The sequence below is a fragment of the Pseudundibacterium arcticum genome, assembly GCF_042646465.1.
GTDB lineage: Bacteria > Pseudomonadota > Gammaproteobacteria > Burkholderiales > Burkholderiaceae_D > Undibacterium_A > Undibacterium_A arcticum.
In genome coordinates this window covers 223,706-242,852 of record NZ_JBHRTP010000024.1, presented here as the reverse complement: position 1 = coordinate 242,852, position 19,147 = coordinate 223,706, and the positions used below count along the sequence as shown (strand labels likewise).

Genomic DNA, 19,147 nt, shown 5'->3' with positions numbered 1-19,147 from the left:
GCAATTACTTCGTCTGATTTGGACATCAGACAACCTGTGATATTTGACGGGTGAGCGGTGCCATTAAGTTGCCATAAATAAACTACACTGCCGTCACTTAAATACCGTGATCGGTGTGTCATGCGCAATCCAGTACAAACCCAGCCACAAAACCGCCAGCAAGGCGGCTTCACCCTGATCGAGGTCTTGATATCGGTATTCGTGCTGGCGCTCGGCGTGATCGGTGCCGCCGGCATGCAGTTGGTGGCGATGCGCACCGGCCAGCAATCGGGCGCGCAATCGCTTGCGGTACAGCTTGCAACGGAGATGGCCGACAAAATGCGCGCCAACGGCAAGCAGATGAATCAGTCGGACGCCAGCAATCCTTACCTCGGTGTCAAATTCGACTCGGTCAACGATACTGCGCCAACTGCGCCTGCCGCGAACTGCTATAACGCCGCGTGCAGCGATGCCCAGATGGCAGCTTTCGATGTGTACGAATGGAAAAAACGCATCAAGGCGGTCCTGCCCGGGGGCCGTGTCGAGATCTGCCGTGATGCAAAGCCGTGGGACAGCGCCAAAGGCACGCTTGCCTGGTGCGCGGCGACGGCGTCCAACAAAACCACTGATCCCATGGTGATCAAGGTCGGCTGGAACGGCAAAGGCAAAAACGCCGACGGCAGCTCCAATGGCGACGGCAAATATCCTCCAGCCGTGGCGATCACTATCGAGTCCTACACAAAATGACGCGACTTCCATCAAACGGCAAGCGAAGTTGCGTCCTCGTGACGCGCAACGGACAGTCCGGCCTGACCCTGGTCGAACTGATGATCTCGATCACGCTGGGCATGTTGGTGGTGCTGGCTGCGACGGCATTGCTCGTGTCGAGCAAATCCGCCTACACCGGTCAAGACGACAGTGCCAAGGTGCGGGATACGGCCAACTACGCGCTGGAGCTGATCAACCGCGCGGCGCGTCAGGGCGCCTACGAAAACTGGGACACCGGCGAAGGTGGCGCGCCGATCCTGACGCTGCCCAAGATGAGCGCCAATATTGCCGGCCTGGATGCCAGCAGCTTGAAAGATACGACCACCGCCATCGATTCTCCATTGACAGGCGCGACCGCCGTGGTCAATGGCAGCGATGTGTTGGGAATCCGATTCTTCGGTTCCGGCCCGGCTGGCAAACCCGACAATGGAATGATCGACTGCGCCGGTTTTGGCATTTCCGCGCCAGCCTCCCAAAGTACCGCCGAGCAGGATCGCGGCTGGAGCATTTTCTATGTCGTCAAGGACACAGGCGGAGAACCCGAGCTGCGCTGCAAATATTATCCGGACGGCGGCGGTACATGGGCATCGGTGGCGGTGGCGCGCGGGGTCGAATCCTTTCAGGTGCTGTACGGCCTGGATACCGATGGCGCTAAACCTGGCGAGGGTGACAGGATCCCGAACCAGTTCGTCACCGCGACAGCCATCAACGCTTTGGACGACAAGCTGTCGCTGGATGGCGCCGATGCGGCGGCCCAGGCGATCGATAAAAACAAGAGAACCAACTGGAAGAGAGTGGTCGCGATCAAGGTCGCGCTGCTGCTGCGCGGGACAAACAAGTCTCGCAACGATGTACTGAACCAGACCTACGATCTGTTCGGTTCGGACTACAGCACGGGCAATGCCGCAGCCGACACCGGCACGTTGATCAAGGAAGCCGAGCTACCGACGGCGACCAGAAACCGATACAGAAAGTTGTTCCTCGCGGACATCCAGTTCCGCAATCAGGCCGAGGGTAGCGGAAAATGACAGCACGAACCAGAGCACAAATGGAAGCAGGACGACCATCTCGTTCGTCCGCCATGCCGGTCGGGCGGCTCGCGCCGATTCGTTTCAGGCAACGTGGCGCATCGCTGATCGTGTCCCTTTTGATGCTGATTGCGGTACTGCTGCTCGGTATCTCGGCTGCGCAGATGGCGTTGCAGAGTGAAAAAGCATCGCGCAACGACCGTGACCGGCAGATCGCCTTCCAGGCCGCCGAGGCGGCGCTGCAGGATGCCGAGATGGATATCGAAAATTCCACCGACACCAGTTCGCGCAGCAGCACCTTTTCCGAAAAACCGGTACTGGCCAATTTCGACGCCGATTGTGGCCAGGGAGCGACCAACACCTATCTGGGTCTTTGCACTACGGCAGTGGCAGGTGCAACGCCCGTCTGGTTGAAGGTCGATTTTACCGACACCGGTTCAAGCTCGACCAGGACCGTCCCTTACGGCAAATTCACCGGTCAGACCATGCAAGTTGGGAATGGCCAGCTCAGCAGCAAACTGCCGCGCTACCTGATCGAGGTGGTCAATTACAAGGCTGCCGGCGAGGATGCCAGCGCCCAGGCAACTTTCTTTTATCGCGTCACCGCGATGGGATTCGGCGCGCGCGATACGACCCGCGTCGTTTTGCAGAGTTTTTATCGCAAGGTCGACAAGCCATGATGTTCGGAGCCATACCAATGCCTAAGTCATTCAAGCGGGTCGCCGTATCGACGGGGCTCGCGTTGAGCCTGGTGCTGGCGCAAACGGCAACTGCCGCGGTGCCGGAAGTCAACCTCGCTCAGGGGCCTTTATATAGCGGCAGCGGCAATGTGCATCCGAACATGCTGCTGAACCTGTCGGTCGAGTTTCCGACCGTGGGTGCCGCATACCGCGGGGCGAGCGACTATGACAAGACCAAGCCCTATATTGGTTATTTCAATCCTGCAAAGTGCTATACCTATCCGACTTCGGTGGCCGGCGCCAAGGTCGTGAGCATCACCACCGGTGCGACCGTCAACAATTCCAGGCCGGTCGCTTATCGCACGACCACGACCACCTCGACTTCGGGCGGGGTGACCACCATCGTCACCACCGTCGATACCGTCACCAGGGTGGCGGGGAAAGACGCCGTCCCCGCAATCCCTGGCGACCCGACGATACCAGCCGTGCCTGCCGTGCCGACCACCTACAACCATACCCCCACCATCACCACGTCGACCACCAGCGCCATCCCTAACCCGGATTTGACGGATGCCGGCCATTTTTCGATCTTGAAGGTGGCCGATGCCAACCATGAATGCGGCGGTGATTCCTTCAGCGGCAACTTCATGAACTGGGCCTCGTCGTCCTCGATCGACATGCTGCGATATGCGATGACGGGCGGCGACCGGATCATCGATACGCTCGATACCACCGTCTTGCAACGCGCGTATTTGCGCGACGTCGGCGGCACCTTCTATGCAGACGCCACCTATTTTCCGCGCAAATCGGTGGATGGCTCCGGCAGCTCCAGCGCGCCGGGGCAGGTGACGCCGTTCAATACGAAGACGCTTTACGTGGTGTCTTGCCGCAATCGGATCCTGTTTAGCGACGTGGCGATGACGCATCGGGATAAAAATAAAAAGCTGATCAATGATAATGACTGCGACAGCACGCGTACCAGCGGTGCGACGCCCGATACGCTATTAACCTCGGATAAATATTTCGGCGAATACCTGACCCGGGTCAGGGTCTGCGACGGTAGCGAAGGCCCGGACCGCCGCGACAACGCGAATTGGCCGAACTTCTGTCAGAAATACGGCAGCAATTACAAGCCGGAAGGCGATTTGCAGCGCAAATCCGACAAGCTGCGGGTCGGGGTGCTCGGTTATCTGACCGAACACTCGACCACTGATCAAAATTTGTATGGTGGTGTGGTGCGTGGGCGCGTCAAATATGTCGGCCCGAAGAAATTCGATGCCCCGGCATTCAGCGAAAGCGCCAACGATAAGCCTGAATGGAGCGCAACGACCGGTGTGTTTTACAACAATCCGGAAGATGCAAATAATCGAGATGCCAGCGACAACAGCGGGGTGATCAACTATCTGAACAAGTTTGGGCGCACCAATCCAAGCAGCCTGGGCCGCTACAAGGGCTATGACCCGATCGGCGAACTGTATTACGAATCGATCCGCTATCTGCAGGGGCGCCAGCCGACGTCGGATGCAATTTCTTCGCTAGGAACGGCAACTACCGATGACAATTTCCCGGTACTGAAAACCTGGACCGATCCGGTGACCGCGTCCTGCCAAAACAATTACGCGGTAACGATCGGCGACGTGAATACCCACTACGACCGTTACATCCCAGGAAATACCAGAGACACCTATACCAAGGATATCAAATCACCGAGTATAGCGGACCCGGGGCGCCTGGCCGATGTTGTCGACCCCGCCCCCAAGAAGCGACAGTGGCCGGCGCTCGATGTGATGGCGCAAACCAAGCTGGTTGGCAACATGGAGGAGGATGCGTCCGGCTCCTTTGGTAATTCGTCCAAACGTGCGAATCTGAACAATCCGACCACTCTGGACATGATCGACACCGGTTCCAGCGGGCATGGCACCTACTATATGGCCGGGCTGGCGTACTGGGCGCACACCAACGATATCCGGTTCGACAAGCCGGTGCGCGTGAACACGTTCTCGATCGACGTCGATGAAGGTGGTGATGGAAAAATTGATTGCAATACACGCGCCCCTAGTGCGGGAGAACCGTCTGATTGCGTGTCGAAAACTACTTATCCGAATCCGGAAAAGACTTCCACGAAACCGAGGAACAGCCAGCTTTATCTCGCAGCAAAATACGGCGGCTTCCTCGATCGCAACAAGGATGGCAATCCGTTCAAGACCACCGTGGGCAATGACCCGACCGAACTGACCAACAACAGCGAATGGGCCAGCAACGGCACCGATCCGGATAATTATTTCCTGGCCAGTGATCCGGTCAAGATGGTCAATGCGATCCATAATATTTTCAAGGAAGTGGCCCGCAACAGCGGCACGATTTCCGGCGTGACGCTGACCTCGACGCGGGTGTCGTCCGATAGCTCGTTCGTGTACCAGCCCGGTTTCGACCCGTCCAAATGGAGCGGCAGCCTGTTGAAACTCGAACTGAAGCTGGTGGATACGGCGCCTGGCAAACCGACCGACCCCGGCCATGTCGCCAAGAACGTCGTTCAAATCCAGGACGCGAAATCGCCTACCTGGGATGCGGGCGTGGTGTTGACCGGGAAACCCGCGTCTACCGCCGCAAACGGTTCCGCGATACCGGCCGTGGCACCGTATCCGACTGCTGACAATCGCGCCATTTACACGGCCAAAGTCGCTGCCGATGGTTCGCTCATCACGATGCCCTTCACCTGGACGAGCGGACTGGGTGCGGCCCAACAAGACCTGTTGAATCTGTCTCCTGTCACCGGCACCAGCGACGGTTTGGGCCAGCAACGTGTCAATTTCCTGCGCGGTGGCCGCGCCGACGAGATCGGCCAGGCCAATGGCGTGTTCCGCCAGCGTGATCGCGTGCTGGGCGACATCGTCAACAGCAATCCGACCTATGTCGGCGCGCCGGCCGCCGGCGTGCAAGGCAAGGACTACAAGACGTTTTACGACGACCACGCCAATCGCACCAAGGCAGTATTTATCGGTGCCAACGACGGCATGCTGCACGCGTTCTCGGCGTCGGACGGCGCGGAATTGTTTGCCTATGTGCCGAATGCGCTGATCGGCAGCATGAATCGGATGACCGACCCCAACTATGTGCATCAGCCGTATGTCGACGGCACCATGACGGTGACCGAGGCGTATGTGTCGGGCAAATGGAAGACCATTTTGGCGTCGGGCATGGGCGGCGGGGCACAAGGCGCATTCGTTCTGGACGTCACCAATCCCGCCGATTTTTCCGGCGGCAGCGGCGCGATCTGGGAATTTACCGACAAGGACGACGCGGATATGGGCAACCTGACCAGCCCGCCGCTGGTCGCGAAATTTCGTACCGGCGGTACTGCTGCCGCGCCGACTTACCAATATGTTGTCGTCATCCCGAGCGGCCTGAACAATTACAAGGACGATACGGGTTACAAGGATGCCAGCGGCAACAGCGCTTGCAATCCGGCCTCGACCACCTGTGACGCAACGGCGCCGGGCGCCCTGTTCCTGCTGTCGTTAGACAAGAATCCGAAAGACGCCTGGAAGCTCAACACGAATTACTACAAGTTCAAGACGCCGCTCAAGGACAACACCCTGCAAAATGGCCTGGGTTCGCCGGCTCTGGTGACCGGTAGCGACGGGGCAGTGCGCTACTCCTACGTCGGGGACCTGCAAGGCAATCTGTGGCGTTTCGATTTCACCGGCGATGCGCCTTGGTCCGGCGCGCTGCCGGGCAACGGCACGCCATTGTTTACCGCCAAGGATGGCAATGGTGCGCGCCAGCCAATCACCGAGCAGCCGAAAGTGGTGTTCGCACCCGGTGGCGGTTATGTCGTGCTGTTCGGCACCGGTAAATTTGTCGAGAACGCCGATGCCGCAGCGGGCAACTTCAAAACGCAGTCGTTTTACGGAATTTACGACACGACCTACAATAAAGACGTAGTCACCGGCCGCAGTCAGCTGGCGAAACGCACCGTAGCTGCGGACACGGCAACCGGCAGCGATGCCGTGACCGTGAGCGGCGACGATTTTGACTATGGCGTCACGTCGCCCGCCTTCAAAGGGTGGTATTTCGACTTCCTCAATTCCGCCACCACCGGCGAGCGCAGCGTGACCAATGCCCTGGTGGCCTACGGCAAGCTGTTTTTGAACAGCCTGGTGACCGGCAGCGATCCGTGTGTAAAAGGTGGCGGCCGGACCTATGCGCTTGATGTCCTGACTGGCTTGCCGATCAATGGCGACGGCGTGGGCGTAAGCGGCGGCGTCACCGGGCAGGTATCGACCGTCGGCATGCTCAGCTCGCCGGTGTTGTTCGAAACCGGGACTACGGTGGGCGACAGGGATTCGATCGGCAAGCGCGTCGCCAAGAAAAGCTATTCGGTTTTCAATTTCGGCACCGGCGGTAGCGCCGGTACCGCCGGTGCCGCGACCAATGGCACCGGCTCATTCAAGCCACCGGCAGGTCGCAATAGCTGGCGCGAAGTGTTGAACTATCAGGAATTGCGCGATGCAGCCAATAAGTAATCGGGGGTGACAAATGAAAAATAGATTCACGCATGGATTCACCCTGATCGAAGTGATGATCGTCGTTGCGATTGTCGCGATCATCGCCTCAGTCGCATTTCCTTCGTATCAGAAATCGGTCATCAAGGCCAAGCGAAGCGAAGGGCGTGCCGCATTGATGCAGATCATGCAGCAGCAGGAACGCTATTATTCGCAGCGGACTACCTACATCATTTCGTCCGATTCGGCCTACGCGTTCAAGAAATATTCGGGCGACAGCTCTGCAAGCAGCGTGTACGACGTGGCAGCAACAGATGGCTGCGCCACCACCGGCTTGGCTAACTGCGTGCTGCTCAGCGCCACGCCGAAGTTTACCGATACCGATTGCGGCACGTTGAAGATCGATAGCACTGGTAGTAAGAGCGCCACGGGTTCCGGCGCCGGATGCTGGTAAGCCTGTGAAAATCCCTACCTCTACTGGCGCCGCCGTCAATGTCAAGGGCTTTACGCTCATCGAATTGATGATCACCCTGACGATCGCCGCCATCTTGCTGGCGATTGGCGTGCCAAGTTTCCGGAGCCTGATCCAGAATCAAAGAATGACGACGACGGTGAATGATTTGTTTTTCGCCATTAATCTGACGCGTTCGCAGGCTTTGCAAATGGGTGGGCGGGTCGATCTGGCGCCGATCGACAATGCGGACTGGTCCAAGGGATGGAGAATATTCGTCAACAAGCCGAACGACACCGATCTGACCTACAACAGCGATGACCAGCTGGTATTCAGCCATGGGCCGATTCCAAACGGGATCACGATTACGACTGCCTTCACTGACGGGGTAACACAATATATTACCTATAACGGCACCGGACGCACTCGCACCAATACCAGCAGCCAAACCCCGCAGCTCGGCACCATCACGTTGACGCAGGATACGCAAATTCGAAGGATCAAGCTTAATTTCCTCGGACGTCCACGTGTCTGCGACCCGGCCCAGGAGCCGACGACCTGCACCAGCACCGCCGACACCAAGTGAGCTGTATACTTGCTGCATGCGCAAGCAGCCGCTTGCGGTATTGTTTCGTTCTTTGTGTTTGATATTCGGAACCCCGTGGAAAATCTCGATGATCAGCAATGCATGGCGCGCGCCTTGCAATTGGCCGCCCATGGCATATATAGCACCGCACCTAATCCCAGGGTCGGTTGCGTCATAGTCAAGGACGGCCGGATCCTGGGCCAGGGCAGCACCCAGCCGCCCGGCGGCAACCACGCCGAAATCCAGGCTCTCAACGACGCCCGGACCAAAGGCCATGACGTACGCGGCGCCACGGTGTATGTCACCCTGGAGCCTTGCAGCCATTTCGGCCGCACCCCACCTTGCGCCGATGCACTGATACGCTCAGGTGTCGCCAGAGTCGTGGCGGCGGTGGGGGATCCCAATCCGCTGGTCGCAGGGCAGGGCCTGGCGCGACTCAAAGCCGCCGGGATCGAGGTCGTCTGTGATGTGTTGGCGGACGACGCGCGCGAGCTGAATATCGGCTTTTTCTCGCGCATGCAGCGCGCCAAGCCGTGGGTGCGGATGAAGGTGGCGGCCAGTCTGGATGGCAAGACTGCGCTGTTTAACGGGCAAAGCCAATGGATCACTTCGCAGCCGGCGCGTGACGATGGCCATGCCTGGCGTGCCCGCGCCTGCGCGATCCTGAGCGGGATCGGTACCGTCAGGGAAGACGACCCGCAATTGACAGTGCGCGCGATCGAAACGCCGCGCCAGCCGCGCCGCATCGTTATCGACAGCAAGCTCGACATCAGTCCGGATGCGCGGGTGCTGGCCGGCGACGCTACCTGGATCGTGACTGCCACTAGCAATGCGGAGAAGGAAGCGCGCTTGCGCGACCGGGGCGCGGAGGTAATCGTGCTGCCAAATTCGGACGGCAAGGTGGATTTGCCGCAACTGATGCTGGAATTGGGCCGACGCGAAATCAACGAACTCCATATCGAGGCCGGCGCCAAGCTGAACGGCTCGCTGGTGCGCGAGGGCTGTGTCGACGAACTGCTGCTGTACCTCGCGCCCAGCCTGCTCGGTGACGCCTACGGCATGTTTGACCTGAAGGCGATCGAGCGCCTGGATCATAAATTCGCGCTCCATTTCCATGAGGTCAAGCAAATTGGGCCGGATTTGCGTATCCTTGCGCGATTCAACTGATTTGGAACCATCATGTTTACTGGAATCGTCGCCGCCATTGGCAAGATCACCGAGGTACAGGCCTTCGACGACGCCAACGCCGGCGTGCGCCTGAGCATCGATGCCGGCGGCATGCCGATGACCGATGTCGCGCTGGGCGATTCGATCGCGATCAATGGCGCCTGCATGACCGTGGTCGAAAAGACCGACCGGAGTTTCAAGGTCGATGTCTCGCGCGAGAGCCTCAATTGCACGGTCGGACTCGATGCCGTGCGCGAAGTCAATCTGGAAAAGGCGCTGACGCTGGCCGAAAGGCTCGGCGGCCATCTGGTCTCCGGCCATGTTGACGGTCTCGGCGTGGTGCACAGCTTCGCGCCGGTCGGCGAGTCTTGGCAATTGGTAATCGAGGCGCCGCACGAACTGGCAAAATATCTGGCCTACAAGGGTTCCATCGTCGTCAATGGCGTATCGCTGACGGTGAACCGGGTCGAGGATCTGGCTAGCACCAGGGCCTGCCGCTTCTCGATCAATCTGATCCCGCATACGGTGCAAATGACAACGCTGAAACAACTGACTGCCGGCGCCCGCGTGAATCTGGAAATCGACTTGATCGCGCGTTATGTCGAGCGGATGCTCAGCCTCGAACAGAAATAATCGCATCTGCGGCGTTGTGGTGCCGGCGGGCAACGGGCGAAGGAAGTGTGGAAAATATACTCCTTCGAATATGCCGTTGTTCCGCTTTAAATCACTGCAAAAAATTGCAATACTCCACCAATAATCTCGGATTGGCCACCAGCCATCATTTTGCCGATGCATGAACCAGCCGCGCCGCAAGCCTGCGAATGAGATGCCGTTAAATCCTTTAAGCTCGTCGCCCTTGCAGGGCGCGGCTGTGCTTGCCAGCACAGACCGTTTCAAAGGCAGGCAGCACGCTGCCTGAATTCCCTGCTACACGCTAGCCAGAAAGCCGGAATGCCGGCCACCGGAATGCCGGCCACCGGAAAAATGTACACTCGACCCCATCCAACCACCGTTTCTAGGTTTACAATATTGGGTTACACAGGATTCCAAACATGTCTATAGCCTCTACCCAAGAAATCATCGCTGAATTGCGTGCCGGCCACATGGTCATTCTGGTCGATGAAGAAGACCGTGAAAATGAGGGCGACCTGGTCCTGGCCGCCGATTTCGTGACACCCGAGGCGATCAATTTCATGGCCAAATTCGGCCGCGGCCTGGTGTGCCTGACCTTGACCGAAGAACGCTGCGCGCAATTGCAGTTGCCGATGATGACATCCAGCAATGGCACCGTCTATGGCACCAATTTCACGGTATCGATCGAAGCGGCCGAGGGCGTCACCACCGGCATCTCCGCGGCAGATCGGGCGCGCACGGTGCAGGTCGCTGTCGCCAAGGAGACCACGCCGGCCGACATCGTGCAGCCGGGCCATATTTTTCCGCTGAAGGCGCAAAAAGGCGGCGTGCTGATGCGTGCCGGCCATACCGAAGCCGGTTGCGATTTTGCCGAACTGGCCGGGCTGACGCCGGCAGCGGTCATTTGCGAAATCATGAAGGACGACGGCAGCATGGCGCGTCTGCCCGACCTGATCGAGTTCGCGCAGCTGCATGGGCTGAAGATCGGCACCATCGCCGACCTGATTCACTACCGCAGCCAGCACGAAAGCATCGTCGAACGCATCGCCGAGCGCGACATGCAGACGGTCCATGGCACGTTCAAGGCGATCGCCTACCGTGACAAGCCGAGCGGCTCCGCGCACTTGGCGCTGGTGCACGGCGCGATCACGCCCGCCGGCGAGACGCTGGTGCGGGTGCATCAGCCAGTCTCGATTCTTGATCTGTTGGAAACCAAGGCCACCACCCATTCCTGGAACTTGGCGGCGGCGATGGCGGCGATCAAGGCATCGGAGCGCGGCGTGGTGGTACTGCTGAACTGCGAAGAATCGGCCGAGCAGATGTTTGCCCAGTTTGCCGCGCTCAACACGCCGGAAGGGAAGCCGCAGGCGCGCGCCGCCAGCATGGACCTGCGCAACTACGGCATCGGCGCGCAAATTCTGAAAGACATCGGCGTCGGCAAAATGAAACTGCTGGCCAGCCCCAGAAAGATGCCATCGATGACCGGCTTCGATCTCGAAGTGGTGGGGTATCAGGACAAGCCGCATACTGACACCAATAAGTGAATTCAATAAGTGACGTCAATGGTTGACGTCACCCAATCATCCATATCGAGGCATCCATGACAGTAGGCATTTACGAACAAAACCTGAGCGGCGAAGGTCTGCGCATCGGCATCGCGCAAGCGCGCTTTAATGAAGACGTCTGCCATGGGCTGGTGTCGGCCTGTCTGGCGGAGCTGAAGCATCTGGGCGTGGCCGATGAAGACGTGCTGCACGTCACCGTCCCGGGCGCGCTGGAAATCCCGCTGGCGCTGCAGAAACTGGCAGATACCCGGCAATTCGATGCGCTGGTCGCGATCGGTGCGGTGATCCGTGGCGAGACTTATCACTTCGAACTGGTGTCCAACGAATCCGGCGCCGGCATTAGCCGGGTCGCGCTGGACTATGGCATTCCGATTGCGAATGCGGTGCTGACCACCGAAAACGACGAACAGGCTGAAGCGCGAATGGCCGACAAGGGTACCGAAGCAGCGCGCGCCGCAGTCGAAATGGCCAACCTGGCCTTGGCGCTGGAAGAACTGGCGTTGGCCGCGGACGAAGAAGAATAAGATGAACCCGACCGAAAAAAGCCCGCACGCCAATCCCAGCAAGAACCGCTCGCCGCGCCACCGCGCACGTGAATTCGCGTTGCAGGGGCTGTACCAATGGCTGCTCAATGACGCCGACGCATCTGCCGTGGCCAACAATATCCGCGCCGCCCACGGCTTCGACAAGGCCGACGCCGAGCATTTCAGCGTGCTGTTGACCGGTACCATCCGCGATGTCAGCGCATTGCGGGCCGACATCGCGCCGCTGATCGACCGCACGGTCGCCGAATTGTCGCCGGTCGAACACGCCGTGCTGTTGCTCGGCGCCTACGAGTTGAAGAACCACATCGAGATTCCGTACCGCGTCGTCATCAATGAAGCGGTCGAACTGGCGAAATCGTTCGGCGGGATCGACGGTCATAAATACGTGAACGGCGTGCTGGACAAGCTGGCGACCAAACTGCGCGCAACCGAAGTGGCGGCCGACAAGCGTCGCTAGTCGATGGTTGGCCTGGACGGCCCGGTTATGCTGAAATCAGCCACAGACGCCACGCGCTTTGCGTGTTTTCTGTGGCTTTGTTGTTGGCGGGCAGGTGTTCGCATAGCGCGCGCCGATGGCTACCGGTAGCAGCAACATACTACGAATGGTAACCGCAGTACTCGCATATAAAATAACGGTGTTTTTAATATACTCGTTAAAAATGCAGAAATTTCGATCATGTGTAGCGCACCGCAATAGGCAAGTCCATGAATAATTCCAGTATCGATTTCCCGCTCGCGTCACGCCTGGCGAACATCGCACCGTTCCATGTGATGGAAATCGCGAAAATGGCGGCGGCGCTGGAGCGGCAAGGCCGCCACATCATTCACATGGGGATCGGCGAGCCGGACTTTAGCGCGGCGCCACCGGTGATCGATGCCGCCGCACGCGCGATGGCTGACGGCAAGCTGCAATACACGTCGGCGATCGGCTTGCCGGCATTGCGCGAAGCAATTTCCGGCCATTACCGCAAGGTCTACGGGCTGGAGATCGCCCCGGAACGGATTGTGGTCACCGCCGGCGCATCGGCCGCGTTGCTGCTGGCCTGCGCGACCCTGGTCGAACGCGGCACCGAAGTCCTGATGCCGGACCCGTCATATCCGTGTAATCGGCATTTCGTGGCGGCGTTCGAGGGGCAGGCCAAGATGATCCCGAGCGGACCGGCCGAGCGCTTCCAGCTGTCCGATGCGATGGTGCGTCAGCACTGGGGCGCTGCCACGCGCGGCGTGTTGCTGGCGTCGCCATCGAATCCGACCGGGACCTCGATCGCGCATGAGGAACTGGCGCGGATCGTCGCCACGGTGCGCGCCAAGGGCGGCTTCACCATCGTCGACGAAATCTACCAGGAGCTGACTTACGACGAGCAGCCGTTTTCCGCGCTGTCGCTGCAGCAGGGCGGCGACGGCCTGATCGTGATCAACAGTTTTTCGAAGTATTTCAATATGACCGGTTGGCGGCTGGGCTGGCTGGTGGTGCCGCAGCACCTGATCGCGCCGATCGAGAAACTGGCGCAAAACCTGTTCATCTGCGCGTCGACCATCGCCCAGCACGCCGCCGTGGCGTGCTTCGCACCCGAGTCGCTGGCGATCTTCGAGGCGCGCAAGGCCGAATTCAAGCGCCGCCGCGACTATATCGTGCCGGCACTGCGCGAGCTTGGTTTCGTCGTGCCGGTGACGCCGGACGGTGCATTCTATGTCTACGCCGACTGTTCGGCATTGCTGAGTGCCGATATCGCCGATGCCGATCAGCTCAGCATCGCGATCCTGAACGAGGTCGGCGTGGTGGTGGTGCCGGGGCTGGATTTCGGCCCGCATACCGCCAGCCGCTATATCCGTATCTCGTATGCGACCTCGATGGACAACTTGCAGCAAGCGGTGGAGCGGCTGCGGACCTTCTTCGCCGCGCGGCATTGACGCTATCGATAGTTCTGGCCGAAGGAACAGGTTCCCAAGGGGACAAAAAAAGGAGCCCAAGGCTCCTTTTTTATTGACGTTGCAGTCCGGGCGGACTGCGCGGATCTGGCTATAACGCCGCGATCTGGTCGGTCTTGGCCTGCGGCGCCGCCTTGCGCTCGATCGGCTGGGCGCTGGCTTCGGCCGGCTCATCCGATTTGGGCTCGGCTCGGTCGATCCGGCGCGGTTTCTGCACGATCACGTTGCTGGTCGTATAGATTGGCACATTCTTGCCGATCGCGACTTCCTTCAGGCGCCGATATTCGGACATCACCCGTGCGCCATAGCCCGCATCGTTGTCAAACGCCGCTGCGCCGACATAGGTTTTCAATCCGGCTTCGACCGAACCGCCGCGCGTCACATAGTCTTTCAGGATCAGCGAGCCGACCTTGATATTGGCCATCGGGTTCAGCGCCGCCTTGATGCCGCCCAATTGTTGAAATTTTTCGTGATGCAGTTTCGACATCACCTGCATCAGGCCTTGGGCGCCGACCGGGCTCTCGGCGTAAGGATTGAAGCCCGATTCGATCGCCATCACGGCCAGGATCAGCAGTGGATCGAGCTTGATTTCCTTGGCGGTCAGATAGGCATGCGCGACGAACATATTGGCAGCATCGCCGGCCACGCGATAGCGCTTGGACAACCAGCCGGTCACCAGTTTTTGCTGACGTTCGGTGCCGGCCGGCACGATCGCGTCGGGAACCGGCACGACGTCTGTCTGGTCAGCGGTGCGGGTGTCGGCGGCGTTCGGCATGGGCGCCTCAGCGCTCTTCGGCACGGGCGCCTCGACGCTCTTCAGGGCGGCCAGACGCGACTGCTGATAGGCTTCGACGGTCTGCTCGCCGATGCTCTTTGGCGCAAATGGCGAGAGTGCCTTGAGCTTGTCGGCGAATGCCGGGCGCACGAACATCACACCCAACACGACCAGCGCAGTGACGCCGAACAACATCAGGGTGTGGTGCGCGGTCATCAAGAAGGCGCGGGCGGTGTCGCGGGCGGAGATGGCCCCTGCGGCCGATTGCTGGGCCAATTGTCGGACAGGACTGGATAGTGTCCGGATGAAGCGATTGATCATAGAACTCCCTGAATCGTCACGGCGTACCCATGCAGCGGCTGCATCGCTTGCCTTTATTGCAAGCTCATTGCGCGCTATATCGCGTGTTGTTACCGGAGCACCGGTATCGCTGGCTGTGGGCTGTTACCGTGAATCAGAACATCGTCTGCCGTCGCATGGCGCGACCAAACAGACGCCGGAGTTGCTTGCTGTAAGCTGTGCTCGCCGTGGGCGATGCAACAGTGGCAAACAACTTTTTTTCGGGGGAAGGCTGACGCCTTTTGAGAACACTCCTTAAAATGTCGTTGGGGCCCGATCCCCGTGAATTGATTTAGCTGCTGTTTCGCTAGCCTAGTCGCCGCCTTCGTGTTAGAAGGATGACTTTCTTATCAAGTTGGCCGAATTGTAGGGGCTGGTTTATATCGAGTCAATACTATAAAAGTAATTCAATATTACTTTTATATCTTTCTTATTTCGCTGCACCGCAGCATTTTCCAATGAAATCAAGCACTTGGCCTCAGGTTTTGAACCATAGAGTCCGAACTCACAAAAATGTAAAAAAAGATGAAATACACTGATTTGCGCGATTTTATTGCCCAATTGCAACGAATTAATGAACTTAAATCGATTTCGACCCCGGTTTCACCGTATTTGGAGATGACCGAGGTGTGCGATCGCACGCTACGCGCGGGCGGACCGGCGCTGTTGTTCCAGCAGCCGACCGGACACACCATGCCGGTGCTCGGCAATCTGTTCGGTACGCCGCGCCGCGTCGCGCTCGGGATGGGGGCCGACGATGTCAGCGAGTTGCGCAAGATCGGTCATGTACTGGCAACGCTGAAAGAGCCCGAGCCACCGAAGGGCTTCAAGGATATTCTGGGCCTCGGTTCGCTGGTGAAGGCGATGTGGGACATGGCGCCGAAAGAGCTGCGCGCCGGCCCATGCCAGGACGTGGTGTGGGAAGGCGACGATGTCGATCTGGCCAAGCTGCCGATCCAGCATTGCTGGCCGGGCGACATCGCGCCCCTGATTACCTGGGGGCTGGTGATCACGAAGGGGCCGCACAAGAAGCGCCAGAACCTCGGCATCTACCGGCAGCAGGTGCTCGGTCGCAACAAGGTCATCATGCGCTGGCTGGCGCAGCGTGGCGGCGCGCTCGACTTTCGGGACCATGCGATCGTCAACAAGGGCCAGCCCTATCCGATCGCGGTGGCGCTCGGCGCCGATCCGGCCACTATTCTGGGTGCGGTGACGCCGGTGCCGGACAGTCTGTCGGAATACCAGTTCGCCGGCCTGTTACGCGGCAGCCGCACCGAGCTGGTGAAGGCGATTGGCAGCGAATTGCGGGTGCCGGCGTCGGCCGAGATTGTGCTGGAAGGGCATATCTACCCGGATCCATCGCATGCGAGCGGATACGAGCATGCGCTTGAAGGGCCATTCGGCGACCATACCGGCTATTACAATGAGCAGGACTGGTTCCCGGTATTCACCATTGATCGCATCACGATGCGGCGCGATCCGATCTATCACTCGACGTATACAGGTAAGCCGCCGGATGAGCCGGCCGTGCTGGGCGTTGCGCTGAACGAGGTGTTCATCCCGCTGTTGCAAAAACAGTTTTCCGAGATCACCGATTTTTATCTGCCACCGGAAGGCTGCAGCTACCGGATGGCGGTAGTGCAGATGAAAAAATCGTATGCCGGTCACGCCAAGCGCGTGATGTTCGGCGTCTGGAGCTTCCTGCGCCAGTTCATGTATACCAAGTTCATCGTGGTGGTCGACGAGGACGTGAATATCCGCGACTGGAAGGAAGTCATCTGGGCCATCACCACGCGTGTCGATCCGACACGCGACACCACGCTGGTCGAGAATACGCCGATCGATTACCTCGATTTCGCGTCGCCGGTCAGCGGACTCGGCAGCAAGATGGGCATCGATGCCACCAATAAATGGCCGGGTGAAACCAGTCGCGAGTGGGGCCGGACCATCGCGATGACGCCGGAGGTCAAGGCCAGGGTGGATCAGATCTGGCAAGAGCTCGGGTTGTAATGGCCCGCATGCGGCAGCGCTTGCCGATCAAGACGGCGGATCTGCAAAAAGCGCTGCCGACTCGGGGCCGATGCGGTACAATTCACCCCGGCGGGCCCCTGCGCATTGTGGCATGGCTAACCTGGTCAGGTCGGGAACGAAGCAGCCACGGCTATTCACCATAAGTGCCGCAGACAAGGCTCGCCTTCTTCAGTTGTCCATTTTCCCCGCTTGATGCAACGGCTGTCGCGCCGTTGAGCCTGCCCAGCAGATTTTTCCACACCCGCAATTTGAGCGCCCAATGCGACCTCGGGATTGCCCCTGGCATTGCCGTTGCAGTCGGGCGGACTTGGTAAGATCAGGCTATTTCTGCAGATTGTTGCGGATGGTGGTCATCGCGGCCAGGCAGCTTGCAAGCTCGACCTGGTCCAGATCGGCCGTCATCTCAGAACTCAAGGCATACGACAGCTGTTCGATGATCCGGATCTGCTCGGTTGCCTTCGCTGTCAGCACCACGTCCTTGCGGCGCTTGTCATGCACCGCGGTGAGCCGCTGTATCCATGCATTGCGCTCGAGTTGATCCAGCAGGCGTACCAGCGTCGGACCTTCGATGCCGAGTTTGTGCGCCAGCTCTTTTTGCTGCAAGCCGCCGGGGTTGCGGTGCAACTGCAACAGGACCTGACGCATCGACAGATTCAGGCCGAACGGCTTCAGGCGTAAATTCATCTGCTGCCGCCAGCCACGCGACACTTCGCCGATCATGCGACTCAGTTCGCGTTGAATTTCATTCTGTTCGCCGCTTGGCCGGGGAATCTTGTGCACATTATTTGCCATGCGTTGTGGTGGTGAAAAGCAATCCTTACGTCGGACGACAAGAGGGAATATGTTATGCTGATCGATAGTATAGCTAATAAATTTATCTGCGATACAAGTTCAGTTTCAAGTTCAGTTTCCAAGCCGCGACAGCGCGCTGATGCAGCCGGCTATTCAGAAGGCGATTTTTAAAGCCGTTGCACACTTGTTTGGCGTCGCCCGAACGGCGCTATAGTTAATCCTCCTGACATTCATTATGCGTTTGACACTCAAGCATTACCTGACCGCGGCGTTGATCGTGGCAACCACCGGCGGTGGCTATTACGTCGCAAAAGACAAGACCGCAGAACCGGCGAAGCAGGGACGCAGCCAGGTTCAGATAGTCAAAACCGTGCTGGCGCAGAAAAAATCGATCCCGATCAATCTCAATACCAATGGCTATGTCACCGCCATCAACACCGTCGATGTGCGGCCGCAGATCCAGAACATCGTGCGCACCGTGCATGTCACGGAAGGGCAGGACGTGCGCGCCGGTCAATTATTGTTCACGCTCGATGCGCGTAATGACAGTTCCAACCTCGACAAGGCGAAGGCGCAGTTGGCGCACGATAAGGCCGATCTGGCCGATGCCGAGATGAATTTGAAGCGCAACCAGGAGCTGCTGGCCAAGAATTTCGTGTCGCCGGCGGTGGTCGACAGTGCACGTAACAAGCTGGAGTCGGTGCGCGGCACGCTGCGCGCCGACCAGGCCGCGATCGATGCGAGCAGCGTGGCGCTCGGCTTTAACCAGATCACGGCCAGCATCGCCGGTCGCATCGGCGCCATCAGCGTCCATCCCGGCAGTCTGGCGCAGCCGAGCGGCGTGCCGATGCTGACGATCTCGCAACTTGATCCGATCGCGGTCAGTTTCTCGGTACCGGAGCGCGAGCGGTCCAATATCGTCGCGTCCTATCCGAACGGAAGTGCTCCGGTATTCGTTAAACTGGGCGATAAGGAGATCGAAGGCAAGCTGATATTCATCGACAACAGCGCCGATCAGCAAAGTGGCACTATCAAGATGAAAGCGCAATTTACCAACGGCCAGCATCCGTTATGGCCGGGATCGTTCGTCACCGTGCGGCTGGTGTCGCAAACGCTGGCCGATGTGGTCGTAGTACCGGCGCAAGCGGTAGTGACCGGGCCGAACGATAGCTTTGTGTATGTCGTGCAAGGCGACGACAGTGTCATGCTGCAAAAGGTCAATGTGATCGCGACCGAGCAGGCGCAGAGCGCGCTGTCCGGTTTGACCGCGGGCGCGCGTGTGGTGGTTGAAGGCGGACAAAACCTGCGGCCGGGCGTGAAAGTCAAAGAAGTGGTGGCGACCAAATAGAGCGCGATCCGATGATACCTGGCATC

16 protein-coding genes and 1 other RNA gene are annotated in these 19,147 nt (G+C 59.1%); 15 read left to right on the top strand and 2 right to left on the bottom strand.

The features are described 5' to 3' along the window. Positions 1–120: 120 nt before the first annotated feature. From pilV to ACFOFO_RS09605, 12 genes are all read left to right on the top strand, one after another. On the top strand, positions 121–726 hold the full coding sequence (gene pilV / locus ACFOFO_RS09660; protein ID WP_390326048.1) for a type IV pilus modification protein PilV: 606 nt from the start codon (positions 121–123) through the stop codon (positions 724–726). Next, entirely contained in the window at positions 723–1,775 is a 1,053-nt protein-coding gene (locus ACFOFO_RS09655; RefSeq protein WP_390331443.1) for a PilW family protein, read from the top strand. The genes pilV and ACFOFO_RS09655 overlap by 4 nt, the downstream gene beginning before the upstream one ends. Then, the gene (locus ACFOFO_RS09650; RefSeq protein ID WP_390331442.1) at positions 1,772–2,455 is read left to right on the top strand and encodes a pilus assembly PilX family protein; all 684 of its coding nucleotides are present in this window, start codon (positions 1,772–1,774) and stop codon (positions 2,453–2,455) included. The genes ACFOFO_RS09655 and ACFOFO_RS09650 overlap by 4 nt, the downstream gene beginning before the upstream one ends. A gap of 17 nt (positions 2,456–2,472) precedes the next feature. After that, positions 2,473–6,981, top strand: coding sequence for a pilus assembly protein (locus tag ACFOFO_RS09645; protein ID WP_390331441.1), 4,509 nt, complete (start codon positions 2,473–2,475; stop codon positions 6,979–6,981). A gap of 13 nt (positions 6,982–6,994) precedes the next feature. After that, a complete protein-coding gene (locus tag ACFOFO_RS09640; RefSeq protein WP_390326039.1) occupies positions 6,995–7,414 on the top strand; it encodes a type IV pilin protein in 420 nt (139 codons plus the stop codon). Positions 7,415–7,418: 4 nt separating this feature from the next. After that, positions 7,419–7,997, top strand: coding sequence for a GspH/FimT family pseudopilin (locus ACFOFO_RS09635; RefSeq protein WP_390331440.1), 579 nt, complete (start codon positions 7,419–7,421; stop codon positions 7,995–7,997). 75 nt (positions 7,998–8,072) lie between these two features. Then, complete coding sequence (gene ribD / locus ACFOFO_RS09630) at positions 8,073–9,164, top strand: bifunctional diaminohydroxyphosphoribosylaminopyrimidine deaminase/5-amino-6-(5-phosphoribosylamino)uracil reductase RibD (protein WP_390326035.1); 1,092 nt, start codon at positions 8,073–8,075, stop codon at positions 9,162–9,164. A gap of 12 nt (positions 9,165–9,176) precedes the next feature. After that, on the top strand, positions 9,177–9,797 hold the full coding sequence (locus tag ACFOFO_RS09625; RefSeq protein ID WP_390326033.1) for a riboflavin synthase: 621 nt from the start codon (positions 9,177–9,179) through the stop codon (positions 9,795–9,797). A gap of 419 nt (positions 9,798–10,216) precedes the next feature. Next, positions 10,217–11,341 (top strand): bifunctional 3,4-dihydroxy-2-butanone-4-phosphate synthase/GTP cyclohydrolase II, encoded by a 1,125-nt coding sequence (ribBA, locus tag ACFOFO_RS09620; protein ID WP_390331439.1) that lies wholly within the window; start codon positions 10,217–10,219, stop codon positions 11,339–11,341. 56 nt (positions 11,342–11,397) lie between these two features. Next, positions 11,398–11,886: a 6,7-dimethyl-8-ribityllumazine synthase gene (gene ribH / locus ACFOFO_RS09615; protein WP_390326032.1), complete on the top strand. Its 489-nt coding sequence runs from the start codon at positions 11,398–11,400 to the stop codon at positions 11,884–11,886. A gap of 1 nt (position 11,887) precedes the next feature. Continuing rightward, positions 11,888–12,364, top strand: coding sequence for a transcription antitermination factor NusB (gene nusB / locus ACFOFO_RS09610; RefSeq protein ID WP_390326030.1), 477 nt, complete (start codon positions 11,888–11,890; stop codon positions 12,362–12,364). A gap of 248 nt (positions 12,365–12,612) precedes the next feature. Continuing rightward, complete coding sequence (locus ACFOFO_RS09605) at positions 12,613–13,818, top strand: pyridoxal phosphate-dependent aminotransferase (protein WP_390326029.1); 1,206 nt, start codon at positions 12,613–12,615, stop codon at positions 13,816–13,818. Between the two features lie 109 nt (positions 13,819–13,927). Here ACFOFO_RS09605 and ACFOFO_RS09600 read toward each other — a convergent pair whose 3' ends face one another. Then, entirely contained in the window at positions 13,928–14,932 is a 1,005-nt protein-coding gene (locus tag ACFOFO_RS09600; protein WP_390331438.1) for a transglycosylase SLT domain-containing protein, read from the bottom strand. Between the two features lie 543 nt (positions 14,933–15,475). Between ACFOFO_RS09600 and ubiD the strand changes: the two genes are divergently transcribed. Together ubiD and ffs are read left to right on the top strand one after the other, a co-directional pair. Further along, positions 15,476–16,960 (top strand): 4-hydroxy-3-polyprenylbenzoate decarboxylase, encoded by a 1,485-nt coding sequence (gene ubiD, locus ACFOFO_RS09595; protein WP_390331437.1) that lies wholly within the window; start codon positions 15,476–15,478, stop codon positions 16,958–16,960. A gap of 89 nt (positions 16,961–17,049) precedes the next feature. Beyond that, an RNA gene (gene ffs, locus ACFOFO_RS09590) (signal recognition particle sRNA small type) lies at positions 17,050–17,148 on the top strand. A 154-nt stretch (positions 17,149–17,302) separates the two neighbouring features. Here the strand turns inward: ffs and ACFOFO_RS09585 are convergent. Then, a complete protein-coding gene (locus tag ACFOFO_RS09585) occupies positions 17,303–17,773 on the bottom strand; it encodes a MarR family winged helix-turn-helix transcriptional regulator (protein ID WP_390326028.1) in 471 nt (156 codons plus the stop codon). A gap of 235 nt (positions 17,774–18,008) precedes the next feature. On the opposite strand from ACFOFO_RS09585, the gene ACFOFO_RS09580 reads away from it, so the two are divergent. After that, entirely contained in the window at positions 18,009–19,121 is a 1,113-nt protein-coding gene (locus ACFOFO_RS09580; RefSeq protein ID WP_390326027.1) for an efflux RND transporter periplasmic adaptor subunit, read from the top strand. Positions 19,122–19,147 lie beyond the last annotated feature (26 nt).